The sequence below is a fragment of the Actinoplanes utahensis genome (genome assembly GCF_016862455.1).
GTDB classification, from domain to species: domain Bacteria; phylum Actinomycetota; class Actinomycetes; order Mycobacteriales; family Micromonosporaceae; genus Actinoplanes; species Actinoplanes utahensis.
The window spans coordinates 80,838-98,302 of the sequence record NZ_BOMZ01000083.1; the positions used below are offsets into that span (position 1 = coordinate 80,838).

A 17,465-nucleotide genomic window follows, 5' to 3' on the forward strand; every position below is an offset into this window, starting at 1 on the left:
GCATACGGGAGCCCTACGACATTTCTCGCGGGCGTTTCAGGCGTACCGCTCGAAGAACTCGATCACTGCGAGGGTTGCCGGGTCGGCGCCGCGCCAGCGCATCCGGCGGCGGATGTGGTCGCAGCGGTGGATCGGCACGTCCGGGTCGTCGGCGGACGGGGCGTACGGGTCCGCGCCGGCCGCGATCAAGCCCTCGATGAGGTCGAGGGACCAGGGGTACGACACCGCCCGCGCCAGTGGCGTGCATCCTTCCCGGTCACGGGCGTCGACCTCGACACCGGCCGCCAGGAGCACCGGCAGCACCCGGCGATGGTCGAACCAGCCGAGCGCGTGCATCAGGTTGCGCCCGCGGCTGTCGCGCAGGTCGGGGTCCATGCCGGCGGCGAGCGCGTCCAGCGCCGCCCGGGTGCCGCCGTGCTGGATGCGCAGCCACAGCGCGTCGCGGTCCGCGCGGAGCCGCCGCGGTAGTCGGCCGACCGGGCCGGTCCAGGCCTGTTCGACGGCGAAGCATCCGTGGGCGGCGCCGCCGAGAACCTGGAGGGCACGTTCCCGGCGGTGCTCGGTGGCGGTGTGGTCGAGCAGGTCGAGTCGTCCGGACCGGTTCAGCACCTCGTGCCAGCCGGAACCACAGCGGACCCGCACCGGTTCGCTGACCGGAGGGGTCGCCGGGACGGCGGCTGGTGCGGTCGGGAACAGCGACGACCGTACCAGGGGATGAAGGTCGTGGGGTTGCAGGAGACCGTGCCGGACCAGGTCGAGGTCGACCGACGGGTCCGGAAGGCCGCCCCGCTCCGGCCCGAAGCCGTCCCGGCGGTCCACGTGCCTGCGTTCGGCGCGTGCCGGGGCGTCGTCGCCGATCCCGAGCTCCGAGGGTGGCAGCGGTGACCCGCCGGGATCGAAATAGGGGACCCGCCGCGCGGAACCGCCGACCATGGTCCGCAACCGGTCGGCCTCGCGGGCGTCCCACAGGGGGCGGGGCAGGCGGACATGTCGCTGCCGGGTGATGTCGGCGCGGCGCATCAGGTCCAGGGTCAGCCGCTGGGAGCCGAGGAACGACACGGGCGAGCGCAGGACGAGGACGGGGTCCCCCTCGGTCAGCACGTAGGTCGTGCCGTTGAGCAGCGTGGTGTGCCCGCCGGCATGCCGCGGGAGGTGCCAGCGGAGCAGATCGGGTGCGAAGCCGGCGAGGTCGTCCAGCGGCGCGTCCCGCTCGTCGAAGGCGATCTCGACCTCGCCGATCGCGCAGGCCAGCCGCCAGTCGCCGCGTTCCCGGGCGGCCGTGCACTCCTCGATCATCCAGTCCGGGACCGTGTGGCGCCGGATCCGCAGCCAGTCGCTCAGTTCGAGCGGGTCGGCGCCACTCATGCCCGCCGGCGCAGGAAGTCCACGGCGGCCCGGAAGTCGGGGCCGAGCTGGCCCTCGCGGTAGGACAGGACGTCGTCGAGGTAGTCCATCACCGACATGTCGCCCTGGTTGGTGGCGTGCGGGTCGGCGCCCGCCTCGGCCAGCGCCCGGATCAGGGCGGCCGGGGCCTGGTAGACCACGGCCAGGTAGAGCGGGGTGTTGCCTTCCAGGTCGCGGGCGTTGACGTCGGCACCGTCGGCCAGCAGCCGGGGCAGCAGCACCTCGTGATCGAAGGACCGGAGCCGGTGCAGGAGGGTCTGCCCACGGCCGTCGCGCAGGTTCGGATCCATGCCGGCGTCGAGCAGTTCCAGCACGACCCGGGTGCCGCCGTGCAGCATCCGCTGCCACAGGTCGCGCCGGTGCGCCCGCAGCCGCCGGGGCAGGCGGCCGGCCGTGCCGTTCCACGTCTGCTCGACGGCGAAGCAGCCGGTGACGACCCCGCCGAACGCGCGCATGGCGCGTTCGCGCTGCTGCTCGGCGGCACTGTGGGCGATCAGCCCCAGCCGTCCCGACCGGACCTCGATCTCGTGCCAGTCCCCCCGGCAGCGCACCCGGACGGGGCCGGTGAGCCCGGCGACCGGCGCGGCGGTCATCTCCGCGGCGGACGGGAACAGGGCGGCGGACGGGAACAGTGCCGCGCGGACCAGCGGATGCAGATCGCCGGGGGTGAGCCGGCCGTCCCGCACCAGATCGAGGTCGACGTTGTAGCGCAGCAGCTGATGGTGCAGCCGGGGCAGGTCGCGCAGCTCGTCGCCGCGGGTGCTGAGCTGGGAGACCCGCACCTCGTCGCCGTCCACGTCGAACCGCAGGACCCGTTCCCAGTCGAACCAGAGGGCCCACGACGGCTCGCCGAACCACTCCGCCACCTGCCGCACCTCGCCGGCCAGCAGCACCGGGTCGATGTGCCACAGCCGATCGGCGGAGCCGGGCCACCACTGCTTGCCGACGATCGTGACGGGCAGGCCGGCGTCGGTCCAGGACGTGGGTTCACGGCTCGCGGCGGCGGCCAGGCCGGCGGATTGTCGGGCGTCCCAGAGGTACGGCGGCACGGGGTGCAGACGCCGCAACTGCTCGACGTCGACAGCCGGCACGGCACGCAGGGTGAGCCGCTGGGAGCCGTAGATCGACGGTGGCGCGTCGACGGCCAGCACGACCGAGTCCTCGGTGAGCGGCTCGACGGTGCGCAGCGCGTAACCGGTCGCGTCGATGGCCAGGGTGGTGTTGCCGCCGAGCGCGCGGGGCAGGTGCCAGCGCAGCAGGTCCGGCGCGAACCCGGCGAGCGCGTCGGCGGCCGCCGCGGCCTGGGTGTCGGTGAGGGCGACGTCGAACCGGGCGGCGGCGCAGGCGGCCCGCCAGTCGCCGCGTTCCCGCGCCGCGGTGGCCTCGGTGATCATCCGGGCCGGGACGGCGTAGCGGCGGATGCGCTGCCATTCGGCGAGCGCGAGACGGTCGTGGCCACTCACCGGTACACACTCACGATCGCGTTGATGTCCTCGTGCGGCGGGGTGTCCGCACGCGGCGCGAGCCGGCGCATCCGGCGCGGCACGCCACCGTTGATGCCCAGGTGGTCGAGGTCGCCGCCGGCGTCCAGCAGCAGCCGCGCGCCCCGGCCGCGGATCCCGGTGAACCGCACGTCGAGCCGTTTCAGGGCGCTGCCCGGCAGAGCCGCGGCGAGCAGCGCCGCCCCGGTGTCGCCGACGACGTTGGCGCGGCCGCCGAGGGCCCGCTCGGACGGCGGCCGGGAGAGGTCGAGGGCCGTCCAGGAGCGCAGGTTCGCGGCGAGGGCGGTGACGTCGGTGATGCCGTTGCCGCCCAGGCCGAGGGTCATCGGGAAGCCCGAGAGGTTCTCCGCGAGGGCGGCGGCTCCCTCGTCGCCGAGATGGTTGACGGCGAGGAAGAGCTCCCGCACGCCACCGTCGCGGACCAGGCGGGTGAGCACCGGCACCGCGTCGGGACGCAGGCCGTTGCCGCCGAGGAAGAGGCGCTCCATGACCGGCGGGCGGGCGGCGAGGGCGTCGGCGAGCGCTTCCAGCCCGGCGGTGGAGAGGCCGGTGTTGACCAGGTCGAGGGTACGCAGGGTGGTGTTGCCGGCGAGTGCCCCGGCGATCCGCCGGACCCCGGCATCCCCGATCGGATTCCGTTTGAGCCACAGCGCCCGGATCGCGCCGTCGGTGGCGAGCCGGTCGGCGAGAGCCCCGGCGCCGTCCGCGTCGATCCGGTTGCAGCCGAGGTAGACGGTGCTGATCCGGTGGCCGGGGATCAACTCCCCGGCGACCGCGCGGGCCCCGTCGGCGCCGAGGCCGTTGGTGCCGAGCAGCAGATGCGCGACGTGCGGCGATCCGGCCGCGACCCGCACCACGCGGGCCGCCACGTCCGGGCCGAGTCCCTGCTTGCACAGGTCGACCCGGCCGTCGGGGCGCAGCAGGCCGCGGGCGAACTCCTGCGGCGCGGTGACCGGTTCCGGCGCGGCGAGCCGGCCGAGGATGCCGTCGAAATCGGCGGGGTCGGCGAGCCCGCGGTCCGGGTCGCTGATCGCGGGGCAGCGCACGACGATCTCGTCAGCCACCGCCGCCACCTCCCCCGGACGTCACAGAAAGGGGCGAAGCCGACCGGATTCGAACCGGCGTCCTCCTGCTCGATGCCAAGGCGCGACGACCTCTGCGCTACGACTCCGCCGCGCCGGAGCATACGGCACCCCACCGACGGAGATATCAACCGGTCTCGACGGACACGACGTGGAGTTCGCGGCCGGTGGTGACGGTGACGTCGGCGCTGCCGCACGGGCAGAGCGGGATCCGGTCGGGCAGTCGCTGGTCGATCTTGCAGACCCGGCAGAACACCATGGCCGGGCGCAGGTCGAGGTCCAGGGCGGCGCCGTGCGCGGCCGTGCCCATGGCCGCCAGGTCGAAACAGAACCGCATGTCGTCGGGCACCACCGCGGTGAGCGCGCCGATCCGGACGGTGACGCGCCGGACCGGGCGGCCGGCGGCGCGCGTGCAGACCGTGTCGACGAGGTTCTCCGCTATCGCCAGCTCGTGCATCAGCGACCTCCCGCATCGGTGACATGCGCAGTCTCACACGCACGGAAGGCCGCTGTTACCGCTGTCACACCATGGGGCGTAATCAGGCACGTGCCGCGATCGCGGCGAGCGGAAGCCCCGGATCCAGCGCGCCGTACTCGAGGCCGCGGCCGGCGCCGAGCCGCGCGGCCACGAAACCGTCGGCCACGACGGACGGCGCCTCCTTGATCAGGACGGCGCCCTGCAGCGCCAGCGCCAGCGCCTCGACCACCCGGCGGGCCGAGCCGGCGGTGGCCGACCCGATCAGCGCGCGGGTGGCGGCGACGTGCGCGTCGAACTCCGGGTACACCCCCAGCGCGGACGCGATCTCGGCGTCGACGGCCTGCACCGAGTCGGGTTCGCGGGACATCGCGCGCAGCACGTCCAGGGCGATGACGTTGCCGGAGCCCTCCCAGACCGCCATCACCGGCTGCTCCCGGTAGCGGCGGGCGAGCGGGAAACTCTCCGTGTACCCGTTGCCGCCCAGGCATTCCAGCGCCTCGTAGGCGTGGTTCGGGCCGCGCTTGCACACCCAGTACTTGCCGACCGCCGTGGCCAGCCGGCGGAAGGCGACCGACTCGGCGCCGTCGTCGTCGTACGCCGCTGCCAGCCGCACCCCCAGCCAGGTCGCCGCCTCCGCCTCCAGCTGGAGGTCGGCGATGACCGCGGTCATCGCCGGCGCGTCGATCAGCACCGAGCCGAACGCGCTGCGGTGCCGCACGTGCCACGCCGCCTCGGCCACCGACTGGCGCATCCCGGCGGCGCTGCCGAGCACGCAGTCGAGCCGGGTCTGCGCGACCATCTCGATGATGGTCCGGACGCCGCGGCCCTCCTCGCCGAGCAGCCACCCGGCCGTACCGTCCAGTTCGATCTCGGAGGAGGCGTTGGACCTGTTGCCGAGCTTGTCCTTGAGCCGCTGGATCCGGAAGACGTTGCGCCCGGAATCCGGCAGCACCCGCGGCACCAGGAAGCAGGACAGCCCGCCGGGGGCCTGCGCGAGCACCAGGAACGCGTCCGACTGCGGGGCCGAGCAGAACCACTTGTGCCCGGTCAGCCGCCAGGTGCCGTCGCCTGCGGGGACGGCCCTGGTGGTGTTGGCCCGGACGTCCGAACCGCCCTGCTTCTCGGTCATCGCCATGCCGAACAGGGCGGACGCCTTGGGCTCCGCGAGCACCGGATCGTAGTCCCGGGAATAGACCCGCGGCAGCCATTCCTCCGCCAGGCCGGGCGTGAACCGCAGCGACGGCACCACCGCGTGCGTCATGCTCACCGGGCAGGCGTGCCCCGGTTCGATCTGCGCGAACAGCATGAACGTCGCCGCCCGCGCCACGTGTGCGCCGGGGCCCGGCGCGGACCAGCAGGCGGTGTGCGCGCCGTGCTCGATCGCCGCCCCGATCACCCGGTGGTACGCCGGATGGAACTCGACCTCGTCGACCCGGTTCCCCCACCGGTCGTGGGAGGCCAGGACCGGCGGATGGACGTTCGCGAGCTCCGCGTCCCGCTGGAAGCCCGCGGTCCCGACCAGCTCGCCGACCTCGGCCAGGCCGGGCCGGGAACCGCCGAACCGCTCGACCGCCTCCACCATCGCCGGGTTGATCAGGTACTCGTTGAGCCCGGCACGCGGCGGCGCCTGGTTGAACACCTCGTGGGTCATCGCAGCTCCCGCAGGAGAGAACGGGCGACGTCACCGGCGGCCTGCCGGGCGGCCCGCAACGCGACCTGGTCGCGTTCCAGGCGCGACGGCAGCGGATCGCCCAGGCCCGGGGTCAGCGCGACGGTGCTCATGCCGTGCGACCACCCGTCCCGGACCTGCTGCAACGTCTCCCGGTAGCGGTGCGGGCGGCCCCGGTACGCCGCCGCGAGCTCCGGGTTGAGCCGGCGCAGATAACGCTCGACCACCACATCGGCCGCCCCGTACGCCGGCTGGGTCCCGGCCGGCCGGGTCGCCAGCACGATCGCGTGGGTCGCCCCGCGCGCCGCCGCGGTCACCACCGGCACCGCCTCGACGATCCCGCCGTCCAGCCACCGCCGGTCCCGCCACACCACCGGATCGCCGGCCAGCAGCGGCAGCAGCCCGGACGCGTGCAGGCAGTTGATCAGGTCGTCCCGGTCGCGGAAGTCGGTGAGCGCCTCGGCCCGCCCGGTCTCCACGTCGGTGGCGACCATGGCGAGCCGCCCCGCCCAGTCGGTGCCGGCCGCCGCGCCGATGTCGAGCAGGTGGTCGACGTGGCCGACGATCCGCTCGCCGTCGATCACCGGCCGCCCACGGGCGATCCGGCGCACGTCGATGAACTCCGGCGAGGCGAACACCTCGGCGTACGACTCGGCCATCGCGCCGGCCGCCCCGACGGCCAGAGCCGCGGCGTTGACCGCGCCCGCCGACGTGCCCACGATCATGTCGACCGACTCGAGGAGTCCCTCCTCCTCGAGGACGGCCGCCATCGCCGCGCTCACGATGCCGCGCATGCCGCCGCCCTCGATGACCAGCGCGACGGTGGCGCCGTCGTCGTTGTCGCGGGTGCGGCGGCGTTCGGTGAGCACCTGCTGGACGGTCGGCGTGCCGATCCGCCCGAGCCGGAGCGCGGCCTTGCGGGTGGCCCGTTCCTCCTTGCGCTCCTGCGCCGGAGTCTGCCCGTCGGCCCGCTCCGGCGCCGGGGTGGTCTGCTCGGTGGTCCGCTCCGGCGCCACGATCGTGCCCTGCGCCACCGCGACGAGCGTCTCGGTCCCGTCGTCGGCGATGGCGTGCAGCTCGCAGCGGCAGGCCGCGCGGCGCCCCGCCGCCCGCATCACCACGCCGCTGGCCCGCAGGGTGCGCCCGACCGCCGGAGCGATGTAGTCGATGGTCAGCCCGGAGGTGACCACGTCCGGGCCGAGCGCCGCGCCACCCGCGAACGCCAGCGCGGTGTCCGCGGCGTACGCCAGGATCCCGCCGTGCACCGCCCCGTGGTGGTTGCTGATCTCCGCCCGGATGTCTAGCTCGACGACGGCGCTCTCCGCCCCGAAGGCGACGAGGCGGGTGCCGAACATGCGGCTGACGTTCTGGTCGGCCAGGAACCGCTGTGCGGTGGCCAGGGTGGGCGTCACGCTCACGGTCTTCCTCCGGTTCTCGGTTGTACGCTCGTCGCGCCCCCGCCGCCGAAAGAGGCCGCGAGGTCGCGCACGCCCAGGGCGCGGAAGCAGAAGTCCTGGATGCCGTCCATGACGCGCCGCTGCTCCTCCGCCGACGGCTCCGCGCTGTCCGGCCGGATCCACCCGACCAGCGCCTCGGACACCGCTCCCATCACCGCCGACGACGCGAGCCGGGCGTCCTGCGGCACGAACGTCCCGGCCGCCAGCCCGTCGGAGATGATCCGCTCGCCGACGTCGGTGTAGAACCGCCGGTACTCCAGCCGTTCCGCTTCCACGACCGGGCTGACCGGCTCGAACAGCAGCGCCCACGCCATCCGCCGGCCCGCCAGCGCCCGCCCGCTGAAGATCCGGATCAGCTCGCCGAGTCGCTGCGACGCCTGCTGTCCCGCATCGGCGACCGCCTCCCGCACGAGGTCGATCTCGTGGCCGGCCGCGCTGCGGAACACCTCGGCGAGCAGCCGGTCCCGGCTGTCGAAATACGAGTACACCGAGCCGACGCTGGCCTGGCACCGAGCGGCGATCGCCGCGACGGTCGCTGCCCGGAACCCGTCCGCGGCCACCAGCGTCCGCGCCGCGCGCAGGAACCCGTCTCGCTTGTCTTCCGCGTTCTTCCTGGTCAACGCGGTCGGCCGATAAGGCACCGGGATCCTCCAAGCTCTGAATCCGGATTCAACTGAAGGCAAGGAGTGAACCACGGTTCAATCCAACGCCACAACCGGGATCGCCGGCACATCGGTTGAGCCCGCTCCGGACCGGGCATGAAGACGAGCCATGAGTCCGGCGAAGAAGCGAACCAGGCTGATCACCGTGGACGGCGTCGTCTACCGCTGGCGGGTCCGTCGTCGCCCCGCCCACCAGGGCCCACTGTCCTTCGCGATCGAACGGGCCGACCGCCGCGGCACCATCCTGATCGCCACCACCCCCGGCACCCGCCCCACCGAGTGGATGGGCACCGCCACCCCGCCGGCGGTCCCGGACCTGGTGGCCACCCTGATCCGGCAGGCCCGCGACCGCGGCTGGCACCCCGACGACCCGGGCCCCGCCTTGCCCCTCACCCTGGACCCCACCACCGAACCCGCGTGTTGACCTCAGCCGTCATGGCCGCCCGAATCCACACGCCGTCCCGTCACTGCCGCACGGTCGCCTGAAGCAGAGCGGCATCGGCTCTCGTCCAGCACTCCGTCGTTCGGCCGATCCTGCGGCGTTCGCACCCACGATCGGATGAATCTCGGGACCTTCGCCGGCACCGGCTTCACGAGCCCGGCCGGACCGGCCACTGTACCGACGACGACGAAGGAGTGCGATGTTCACACCAGAGGTGATGACCGCGGGCGTGGCCCTGCTCGGCGCGGTGGTGTCCCTGACCGGGCTGTGGCTGCGGTTACGGTTCCGCTTGCAGGCCGAACGCGAGCGCCGGCACTATCTGACGGCCGCCGCCACCCTGCCTTTCGGCAGCAGGGTCCAGGAGCAACGCGGCGACGGCACACGGATCACCCTGGCGGTCGGTCAGCGGGACGAACCCTGATGGCCGGCCCGCCCGAGCCTCCCGGGGGCCCAGCCGTACGGACCAGCGGCGCCCGCAGCACCACGGAGACCGCGGCCTTCAGCGCCTTCTACCGCGCCGAAGCGGCCGGGCTGGTCAACTTTCTGCTCTGGATGGGCGCCGGTCTCGCCGACGCCGCCGACCTCACGCAGGAAACCATGATCGACGCCTTCCGCAGCTGGCCGGACATCGGCCACCCCGGAGCCTGGGTACGCCGGGTCGCGTCCCGCAAGTTCTTCCGGCGAACGTCCGACGCCGAACGACCCACCGATCCGGACCTGCTCAACCCCCTGCTGCCACCGCACCACGACGCCGCCGAATGGGAACAGCGGCACGACGTCCTGCGGTTGCTGGCGCTGCTCCCGTGGCGACAGCGGCAGGTGATGGCCTGGTCCTTCGACGGATACCAGCCGCAGGAGATCGCGGCGGAACTGGACATCTCACCGGAGACGGTCCGCTCCAACCTCAAACTCGCGCGGCGTGCCCTCGCTCTGCAGGTGGAACCGCCCGGCGGTGACGCGGAATGATCGCCGAGAACCCGCACAGCGCGATGTCCGAGGATCTGGCCCGCCGGCTACGCGTGGAGGCCGGGTTGCGGGAGATCCTGGTGACGGCGGCACATACCGATTCGGCGACGCGGCTGGGATCGGTCCTCGACATCGAGACCGGACTGCGTGCGATCGTCGGCCACGGTGCGGCCCCGGCAACCGGGCCCCTCCCGGACCGGACCGGCGAACACCGGTCCGTGATCGATGTGGTGATGGCCGCCGACATCGGGTTCCGGATCGCCGTCCGCGATCACCCGTTCTTCGGCACCTTCGCCGAGGCGCTGACTCTCGCCGGGGAGATCGGCGAGGTCGCCGGCCTCCTCGTATCCCTCGAGAGCGCCGCCGAGACCGCTGCCTTGATCGCTGATCATCTCGGGAGGTGCGCATGTGATCCACACCTGCACGGCTCCGACCACGATCTCATGAAGGGCCGCGTCATCAATCTCTCCAACGTCCTACGGCAGACGAGCGCCGTGGGGGCGCTGGGCGTGAAACACCGCAGACGCCTGGAATCGCCGCCTTTCCGGACCGCGGAGGCGAGCTTCACGCGGCACCTGGGCTACCTGTGGGCGGCCGTTCAAGGAGATCCGCAGCCCCGGCCGGGAATCCAGCATGCACATGCTCTGCAGCAGATCTTCGAAGGCGACCTGCCCACCTCGATCTCGTCACTCGAGGAGCAGATGACGGACGCCATGGCGCACATCCGCCTTCGTGTCGACAGAGACCTCGGCCTGCTCACGCCCTTGCCCGTACGTGCACTGCTCGAGCAAGCGGTCGCCCACGACGTCCGGGAGACCACCTCGCTCAAACATGCCAATGCCGGTATCGCTCGTCTCAACTCCCGGCACGACTTCACCGAAGCGGACCTCAGCGGCGTCGATCTCACTCGAACGACGCTCGAAGGCCTCCGCTGGTCGAAGCTGACTCAGTGGCCGTCGCCGGAATGGCACACGCACGTCGCAGCCAACTCGGTGGAGGTGGGCCCGGGAATCTTCGAGATCCGCCCCGGCTCGGCGTACGAACCCGTTCAGGTGCGGTAGGCGAGGACGAGCTGGAGCTCGAAGCGGATGCGGGGGTCGTCGAGGTCGTCGCCGAGGAGTTCACGGAGGCGGTTGAGGCGGTAACTGACGGTCTGCGGGTGGACGAACAACTCGGCGGCGACGGACGTACGCGACCCCCAATGCCGCAACCAGCTGGCGAGGGTGACCAGGAACGCCTCCCGCCGGCTCGCCCGCAGCCCCGCCAGGGGCGCCAGCCGGCGGGCGGTGAGCACCGCGAGCGCGCCGGGTTCGCCGCGCAGCGCCAGCGCCGCGAAGTGGTCCTCGACGAAGACCGGTTCCGGGCCCGGGGTGACCAGCTCGGCGGTCCGTTCCGCCAGCCGGACGGCCTGCGGCACCTCGGTCCAGTGCGAGGCGGGCCCGACCACCGCGGCCCGGTCCCGCAGCGCCTCCTCGAGGGCGGGCCGGGCGCCGGCTTGCAGCAGCAGGACCGCGTCCCGGCCGCGTTCGGCGACGATGCCCTCGGCGGAGAACCGGAACCGGGCGTCCCGCGCCTGGTCGGCCGGCAGCAGCACCGGCACGATCCGGTCGATCGCCGGCCACCCGATCGCGGCCGCCGCCTCCCGCACCACCTCGGCCGAACTGCCGCCGCTGAGCAGCAGATCCGCGAGCTGGCGGCGCCGCCGGTCACCTTCGCCGGCCTGTTCGCGCAGCTGCCGGGCGAGGCCGTCGGTGCAGGCCGCGGCGAGTTCGTCGATGAACGCGTTGGTGGCGTCGGACAGTTCCACCACCTCGGCGACGCTGACCGGCCGGCTCTCCTCCAGGGCGAGGGTCGCGGTGCGCAGCAGCAGGCGGCCGGCGATGCGCAGCGACGCGAGGAGGGTCTCCGGCCCGCGGTTCTCCCGGGCCTCGGCCGCGCCGAGAGCCACGAAGACCTCCCGGATGCGCGGTGGCAGGGCGGGCTCGTCGGTTCCGGCCAGTTCCAGGAAGCGTTCCAGAGCGACCTGCACGGCGGTACGCACGTCGCGCTCGAACTTCTCCCCGGCGCCGGTGGACACGGCGCCGACCGCCCCGGCGATCGCGGGCACCACGTCGGGCAGCCGGGGCCGCATCGCGTCCGCGAGATCGGCGGGCACGTGCAGCCACGGCAACTTTGTCACGCGGGGATAAGTCACGGGCCCATTCTTACTGTTTCCCGGACGATGCTTCGTCCGGGTGCCGGGACGACGATGGTGCGGGTAAGACCTCTCGCTCACGGACGGACCCGCCTGATGAAACACCGCCTCTCCCGCCAGCACGTCGTCGACATGTGCCGGACGATGCTCGAACGCGGCTATTTGAAGGCGACCGAGGGCAACGTCTCGGTCCGCGTTCCCGGCCACCGGCTCTATGCGGTGACACCGAGCAACTACGACTACGACAAGATGCGCGTCGAGGACGTCTGCATCGTCGACTTCGACGGCAAGCACGTGCCCGACCCGGACGGCGCCGGTGGCCTGGTCCCGTCGATCGAGTGCGGCATGCACGCCAACGTCTACCGCACGCGACCGGACGTCAACGCGATCGTGCACACCCACCAGCCGTACGCCTCGGCGCTGGCGTTCCTGCGCAAGCCGATCCCGGCGCTCACCGACGAGCAGGTGCGGTTCCTCGGCAAGCAGGTCGCGATCATCGGCTACGCGCCGTCCGGCACCGGCTTCCTCGCGAAGAACGTGCAGAAGAAGGTGGCGAGCGGCGACAACGCGTTCATCATCGCCAACCACGGTGTGGTGGCGCTGGGCACCGACCCGGACCGGGCGGTGTTCAACATGGCGTTGCTGGAGAAGGTGTCGATCGCCTATCTGATGGCCCTGGCCACCGAGGCCGGCAAGGTCTACCGGATTCCGGACACGATCCGCGAGATCGCGTTCAGCAAGCTGCGCAAGGACGAGAAGCGGATCGCCGCGCAGATCACGTCGGCGGTCGAGCCGATCCGGGTGCCGGTGGACGAGGAGCTGCCCAGCGTCCCCGCTGTCGCCGACATCGCTGAAACCGAGGACCCGGGCTACTCGATCAGCGAGTATCTCGACGTGGACGACACCATGCGGCGGCTCAAGGCCCTGGTGGCGCAGCCGCTGCGCGGGCTGCGGCACGACGCCCTGCTGGACACGCTGAACTACTTCGAGACGAAGTGCCGGGCGTCGAAGGAGATCACCGACCGGGCGAAGCGGTTCATCCCCGGCGGCGTCCAGCACAACCTGGCCTTCAACTACCCGTTCCCGCTCGCGATCGACAAGGCCGAGGGCGCCTACCTCACCGACCGCGACGGCAACGTCTACATCGACTTCCTGCAGGCCGGCGGCCCGACGATCCTGGGCAGCAACTACGCCCCGGTCAACGAGAAGGTCGCCGAGGTGATCAAGGACTCCGGCCCGGTCACCGGCCTCTTCCACGAGTACGAGCTGAAGCTCGCCGAGATCATCAACAAGTACATGCCGCACATCGAGATGTACCGGTCGCTGGGCTCCGGCACCGAGGCGGTCATGGCGGCGGTGCGCGCGGCCCGCGCCCACACCGGCAAGAAGATGGTCATCAAGGTCGGCGGCGCCTATCACGGCTGGTCCGACACGGTGGTGTACGGACTCCGCGTCCCCGGCAGCTTCCGGATGAACGCGAAGGGCATCCCGTTCGGCGCCACCGGCCGCACCCGCGAGTCGTTCCCGCACGACCTGGGCACGCTCAAGCGCAAGCTGATCGAGAACCGGGCCCGCGGCGGCACGGCGGCCGTGATCGTCGAGCCGCTCGGCCCGGAGTCCGGCACCCGCCCGGTGCCGAAGGACTTCAACGCCGGGGTCCGCAAGCTGTGCGACGAGTTCGGCGCGCTGCTGATCTTCGACGAGGTCGTGACCGGTTTCCGGATCGGCCTGGGCGGCGCTGCCGGCTACTTCGGCGTCACCCCCGACCTGACCGTCTTCGGCAAGGCCGTCTCCGGCGGCTACCCGATGGCCGGCGGGGTCGGCGGCAGCGCGGAGATCATGGCCGTGTTCGGTTCCGGCCTGGACGGCAAGCACGGCGCGCACATCCAGGTCGGCGGCACCCTCTCGGCGAACCCGCTGTCCTGCGCGGCCGGCTACTACGCGATCCAGGAGATGGCCCGCACCGGAGCCCCGGTGATCGCCGGCCGGGCCGGTGACCGGCTGACCCGCGGCCTGCAGCGCCTGATCGACAAGTACGGGCTGCCCTACGTCGCCTACAACCAGGGCTCGATCGTGCACCTGCAGTCCAGCGGCGTGCTGATGCTCGACATGCGCAACCCGATCAAGCTGTTCAAGGAGAACAAGGGCCGCAAGAGGCTGATGGAGCAGATGGGCGCCGCCTACGCCGCCCACGGCATCATCACGCTCGCCGGCTCGCGGATGTACACGTCGATGGCCGACACCGACGAGGTCATCGACGACGCCCTCGCCCGTTTCGACCAGGTCTTCGCGCAGGTCGAGGGGGTCTGAGTTGGGCGTGCCGCCGCAGGTTCTGGCGATCGACCTCGGGACGTCGGGGATGAAGGCCGCGCTCGTCGCGGCCGACGGCACGGTGACCGGCTGGGCCGAACGGCCGGTCCCGCTGGTCGTGCTGCCCGGCGGCGGCGCCGAGCAGGATCCGGTCGCCTGGTGGGACGCGCTCGCCGAGGTCGTCGCCGATCTCGGCCGGCTCTTCCCCGGCCACCTGCGCGCGGTGACCACGATCTGCTCGTCCACACAGGGCGAGGGCACGATCGCGGTGGACGCGTCCGGAGACCCGCTGACCAGGTGCATCAGCTGGCTGGACATGCGCGGGGCGGCTCATCTGCGCCGGCAGTTCGGGGGGTTCCCGGCCTACCAGGGCATGTCCGTCGCCAAGATCGCACGCTGGCTGCGGCTCACCGGCGGCATGCCGTCGGTGACCGGCAAGGATCCGGCCGCGCACATGCTGCTGATCCGCGACGAGATGCCGGAGGTCTACGACCGGACCGCGACGTTCCTCAACGTCCTCGACTGGATCAACCTGAGACTCACCGGCCGCACGGTGGCGACCGTCGACTCGATCCTCACCTCGTGGGTCACCGACAACCGCCGCGCCGGCGACATCCGGTACTCCCCGTCGCTGGTCGCGGCCAGCGGGATCGACCGGGACAAGTTCCCGCCGATCGTGCGATGCACCGAGGTGATCGGCACCCTCACCCCCCGGGCCGCCGATCACCTCGGTCTCCCCGCATCCGTCCGGGTCGTCGCGGGCGCGATCGACAACACCGCCGCCGCGATCGGCGCCGGCACCATCGGCGACAACGAGGCCCACCTCTACCTGGGCACCTCGTCGTGGATCGCCGCGCACGTGCCGAAGAAGAAGACCGACGTGCTGACCGGGATCGCGTCCATCCCGTGCGCGATCCCGGACCGCTACCTGATGACCGCGCTGCAGGCCACCGCCGGGGCGAACCTGACCTGGCTCCGCGACAAGATCGTGGAGTACGACGACCCGATCGTCAGCGCCGGCCACGTCAGCCGCGACGAGGGCACCATCTTCGACGCCTTTGACAAGATCATCCCCTCGGTCCCGGCCGGCGCCAACGGCGTCCTCTACACCCCCTGGCTGTACGGGGAACGCGCTCCCGTGGACGATCCCCACCTGCGCGCCGCCTTCCTCAACATCTCCCTCGACACCACCCGCTCCGACCTGCTGCGGGCCGTCTTCGAGGGCGTCGCGCTGAACACCCGCTGGCTGGCCGGAGCCGTCGACCGGTTCCTCGGCGCGCCCGTCCCGTCGATGGTGATCACCGGCGGCGCCGCCCGCTCCGAATCGTGGTGCCAGATCTTCGCCGACGTCCTCGGCATCGAGATCCGCCGTGACGCCAACCCGGTCATCGTCAACGCCCGCGGCGCAGGCTGGATCGGCGCGGTCGGCACCGGGATGATCTCGTTCACCGACATCCCGGCCCTGGCCCGCAACGACCACGTCTACACGCCGGGTCCCGAGCACAGCCGCTACCTGGAGATCTACGACATCTACCAGGACCTGCACAAACGACTGGCCCCGGTCTACCGCCGCCTGAACCGGCCGACCACCTGAACCGGCCGGCCCTCGGAAGGCCGGCCCTCGGAATCGGGCGGACCTCGGAATCCGCCGGCCGTCGGAATCGGCCGGCTTCTGAATCAGCCGGCCTTTGAGACGGCCGACCTTCAACGCCGGCCTTGAGACGGCCGGTCACCTCGGCCAGCCGGCCGACCGAATCGTCCCGAGGCCGCCGAGCCGCCACTCGCGCCCCCGGGCGCCCATCCCTTCGGTGTGGGGTGTTCGGGCGCGCACAGCGGCAGAACACCCCACACCGGACGTCCCGCGCCCGGCACCTTCAAGATCATCCGAAAGGACGGCGAAGTCCGGCCGTTCGCCGCTGTCCCGCAGCGGGCGGGTAGTGCGGGGTGGCCTGGCTACCGATCGGTAATCCGGACGAAATCGCCTAGCTTTGAAGATCATGATCGACCGGATCCTCCCCCGCCACGCCACCGACCCCGCCCTGCTCCGCGGACTGTCCCAGCGCCGCCTGGGCCGCCGCGACGCGCTCCGCATCGGTGGCCTGTCCGCGCTCGGGGCCGCGCTGGCCGCCTGCGGCGTCGAGGGCAAGGGCGAGCCGGACGCACCGACCGCCTCCTCGATCGCCACCTTCTGGGACGGCAAGGTCAAGAACGGCCGGGTCGACTTCGCGAACTGGCCGCTCTACATGGACCCGGCCAAGCCCGAACTGGCCGCGTTCACCAAGCGGACCGGCATCCAGGTGAACTACCAGGAGGTCATCCAGGAGATGGCTCCCTGGTTCGCCAAGGTGCAGCCGCAGCTGTCGGCGAGGCAGCCGATCGGCTTCGACCTCATGGTGATCACCAACGGCATCCAGTTCGGCCAGTTCCGGGCGGCCGGCTTCCTCGCCCCGCTCGACCACTCCCGCCTGCCGAACTTCGCCAAGAACGCCGCACCCAAGTACACCCAGGAGTCCTTCGACCCGGCGAACGTGTTCAGCGTCCCGTGGGCGTCCGGCATCACCGGCATCGCCTACGACCCCGCCAAGGTCAAGCGCCCGATCACCAAGCTGGCCGACCTGTGGGACCCGGCGTACAAGGGCCGGGTCGGCATGATGTCCGACCCCACCGAGCTGGCGAACTTCGGCCTGCTCGCCGAAGGCATCACCCCCGGCGAGTCCGGCGAGGCCGACTGGAAGAAGGCCGCCGCCCGGCTCCAGCGGCAGAAGGACGCCGGCATCGTGCGCAACTACTACGAACAGGACTACCTGGACGCTCTCGGCAAGGGCGAGATCTGGATCTCCCAGGCCTGGTCCGGCGACATCTTCCAGAAGAACCTCTCCGAGGGCACGAACCTGAAGTTCGTGATCCCGCAGGAGGGCGGGACGATCTGGACGGACAACTTCGCCATCCCGGTCACCGCCGCCAACCCGGTCGACGCCCTGATGCTCATCGACTTCTTCTACGAGATCGAGAACGCCGCGTCACTCGCCGAGTACATCAACTACGTCTGCCCGGTGCCCGCCGCGCAGGCCCAGATCCGCAAGGACGCCGCCGCGCTCACCGCCGACATGCGCGACGAGATGCTGGCCGTCGCGGCGAGCCCGCTGGTGTTCCCCACCGACGACGACTACCGGAAGCTGCACTACTACGTCGGCTTCGACACCGCCGAGGAGCAGCGGGACTTCAACCGTCTCTTCGAGCCGATCGTGCTGAGCTGACCCGATAATCGCTTGCCGCCGGCGGCGGCCGCTGGCACCGTC

At 72.0% G+C, this 17,465-nt stretch carries 15 protein-coding genes and 1 tRNA gene; 7 read left to right on the forward strand and 9 right to left on the reverse strand.

Going from position 1 to position 17,465, the window contains the following annotated elements; all coding sequences use genetic code 11:
• Positions 1-36: 36 nt before the first annotated feature.
• From Aut01nite_RS29115 to Aut01nite_RS29150, 8 genes are all read right to left on the reverse strand, one after another.
• Positions 37-1,365 (reverse strand): ankyrin repeat domain-containing protein, encoded by a 1,329-nt coding sequence (locus Aut01nite_RS29115; RefSeq protein WP_043524290.1) that lies wholly within the window; start codon positions 1,363-1,365, stop codon positions 37-39.
• Entirely contained in the window at positions 1,362-2,867 is a 1,506-nt protein-coding gene (locus tag Aut01nite_RS29120; RefSeq protein ID WP_052163534.1) for an ankyrin repeat domain-containing protein, read from the reverse strand. The genes Aut01nite_RS29115 and Aut01nite_RS29120 overlap by 4 nt, the downstream gene beginning before the upstream one ends.
• Positions 2,864-3,970 carry a leucine-rich repeat domain-containing protein gene (locus tag Aut01nite_RS29125; RefSeq protein ID WP_043524376.1) on the reverse strand — a complete coding sequence of 369 codons (1,107 nt, stop codon included), beginning with the start codon at positions 3,968-3,970 and terminating at the stop codon, positions 2,864-2,866. Before Aut01nite_RS29125 ends, Aut01nite_RS29120 begins: the two co-directional genes overlap by 4 nt.
• Positions 3,971-4,004: 34 nt before the next feature.
• Positions 4,005-4,077 (reverse strand) — tRNA-OTHER (locus Aut01nite_RS29130).
• Positions 4,078-4,115: 38 nt separating this feature from the next.
• Positions 4,116-4,445 carry a hydrogenase maturation nickel metallochaperone HypA gene (locus tag Aut01nite_RS29135; protein WP_043524289.1) on the reverse strand — a complete coding sequence of 110 codons (330 nt, stop codon included), beginning with the start codon at positions 4,443-4,445 and terminating at the stop codon, positions 4,116-4,118.
• 82 nt (positions 4,446-4,527) lie between these two features.
• Complete coding sequence (locus tag Aut01nite_RS29140) at positions 4,528-6,117, reverse strand: acyl-CoA dehydrogenase family protein (RefSeq protein WP_043524288.1); 1,590 nt, start codon at positions 6,115-6,117, stop codon at positions 4,528-4,530.
• Positions 6,114-7,553: a patatin-like phospholipase family protein gene (locus Aut01nite_RS29145; RefSeq protein WP_152628626.1), complete on the reverse strand. Its 1,440-nt coding sequence runs from the start codon at positions 7,551-7,553 to the stop codon at positions 6,114-6,116. The genes Aut01nite_RS29140 and Aut01nite_RS29145 overlap by 4 nt, the downstream gene beginning before the upstream one ends.
• Complete coding sequence (locus Aut01nite_RS29150; protein WP_083998762.1) at positions 7,550-8,233, reverse strand: TetR/AcrR family transcriptional regulator; 684 nt, start codon at positions 8,231-8,233, stop codon at positions 7,550-7,552. Before Aut01nite_RS29150 ends, Aut01nite_RS29145 begins: the two co-directional genes overlap by 4 nt.
• 130 nt (positions 8,234-8,363) lie before the next feature.
• On the opposite strand from Aut01nite_RS29150, the gene Aut01nite_RS29155 reads away from it, so the two are divergent.
• The 4 genes from Aut01nite_RS29155 to Aut01nite_RS29170 all read left to right on the forward strand — a co-directional run bounded on the left by Aut01nite_RS29155 (position 8,364) and on the right by Aut01nite_RS29170 (position 10,723).
• On the forward strand, positions 8,364-8,678 hold the full coding sequence (locus Aut01nite_RS29155; RefSeq protein ID WP_043524287.1) for a hypothetical protein: 315 nt from the start codon (positions 8,364-8,366) through the stop codon (positions 8,676-8,678).
• 217 nt (positions 8,679-8,895) lie between these two features.
• The gene (locus tag Aut01nite_RS29160; protein ID WP_043524286.1) at positions 8,896-9,117 is read left to right on the forward strand and encodes a hypothetical protein; all 222 of its coding nucleotides are present in this window, start codon (positions 8,896-8,898) and stop codon (positions 9,115-9,117) included.
• Positions 9,117-9,662, forward strand: coding sequence for an RNA polymerase sigma factor (locus Aut01nite_RS29165; RefSeq protein WP_052163533.1), 546 nt, complete (start codon positions 9,117-9,119; stop codon positions 9,660-9,662). The genes Aut01nite_RS29160 and Aut01nite_RS29165 overlap by 1 nt, the downstream gene beginning before the upstream one ends.
• Before the next feature lie 65 nt (positions 9,663-9,727).
• Positions 9,728-10,723 (forward strand): hypothetical protein, encoded by a 996-nt coding sequence (locus Aut01nite_RS29170; protein ID WP_204037720.1) that lies wholly within the window; start codon positions 9,728-9,730, stop codon positions 10,721-10,723.
• Here the strand turns inward: Aut01nite_RS29170 and Aut01nite_RS29175 are convergent.
• Entirely contained in the window at positions 10,711-11,841 is a 1,131-nt protein-coding gene (locus tag Aut01nite_RS29175; RefSeq protein ID WP_043524370.1) for a PucR family transcriptional regulator, read from the reverse strand. The genes Aut01nite_RS29170 and Aut01nite_RS29175 overlap by 13 nt on opposite strands.
• Positions 11,842-11,952: 111 nt before the next feature.
• Between Aut01nite_RS29175 and Aut01nite_RS29180 the strand changes: the two genes are divergently transcribed.
• The 3 genes from Aut01nite_RS29180 to Aut01nite_RS29190 all read left to right on the forward strand — a co-directional run bounded on the left by Aut01nite_RS29180 (position 11,953) and on the right by Aut01nite_RS29190 (position 17,423).
• On the forward strand, positions 11,953-14,166 hold the full coding sequence (locus Aut01nite_RS29180; protein ID WP_043524281.1) for an aminotransferase class III-fold pyridoxal phosphate-dependent enzyme: 2,214 nt from the start codon (positions 11,953-11,955) through the stop codon (positions 14,164-14,166).
• Positions 14,167-14,173: 7 nt separating this feature from the next.
• Positions 14,174-15,760, forward strand: coding sequence for a xylulokinase (locus tag Aut01nite_RS29185; protein WP_236642646.1), 1,587 nt, complete (start codon positions 14,174-14,176; stop codon positions 15,758-15,760).
• Between the two features lie 403 nt (positions 15,761-16,163).
• Positions 16,164-17,423: a polyamine ABC transporter substrate-binding protein gene (locus Aut01nite_RS29190; RefSeq protein WP_052163552.1), complete on the forward strand. Its 1,260-nt coding sequence runs from the start codon at positions 16,164-16,166 to the stop codon at positions 17,421-17,423.
• Positions 17,424-17,465 lie beyond the last annotated feature (42 nt).

What these genes read in the sequence shown, in the direction of transcription:
- Aut01nite_RS29115 (WP_043524290.1), bottom strand. Translation starts at nt 1,365, where the DNA reads ATGAGTGGCGCCGACCCGCTCGAACTGAGCGACTGGCTGCGGATCCGG.
- Aut01nite_RS29135 (WP_043524289.1), bottom strand. Translation starts at nt 4,445, where the DNA reads ATGCACGAGCTGGCGATAGCGGAGAACCTCGTCGACACGGTCTGCACG.
- Aut01nite_RS29140 (WP_043524288.1), bottom strand. Translation starts at nt 6,117, where the DNA reads ATGACCCACGAGGTGTTCAACCAGGCGCCGCCGCGTGCCGGGCTCAAC.
- Aut01nite_RS29155 (WP_043524287.1), top strand. Translation starts at nt 8,364, where the DNA reads ATGAGTCCGGCGAAGAAGCGAACCAGGCTGATCACCGTGGACGGCGTC.
- Aut01nite_RS29160 (WP_043524286.1), top strand. Translation starts at nt 8,896, where the DNA reads ATGTTCACACCAGAGGTGATGACCGCGGGCGTGGCCCTGCTCGGCGCG.
- Aut01nite_RS29165 (WP_052163533.1), top strand. Translation starts at nt 9,117, where the DNA reads ATGGCCGGCCCGCCCGAGCCTCCCGGGGGCCCAGCCGTACGGACCAGC.
- Aut01nite_RS29180 (WP_043524281.1), top strand. Translation starts at nt 11,953, where the DNA reads ATGAAACACCGCCTCTCCCGCCAGCACGTCGTCGACATGTGCCGGACG.
- Aut01nite_RS29190 (WP_052163552.1), top strand. Translation starts at nt 16,164, where the DNA reads ATGATCGACCGGATCCTCCCCCGCCACGCCACCGACCCCGCCCTGCTC.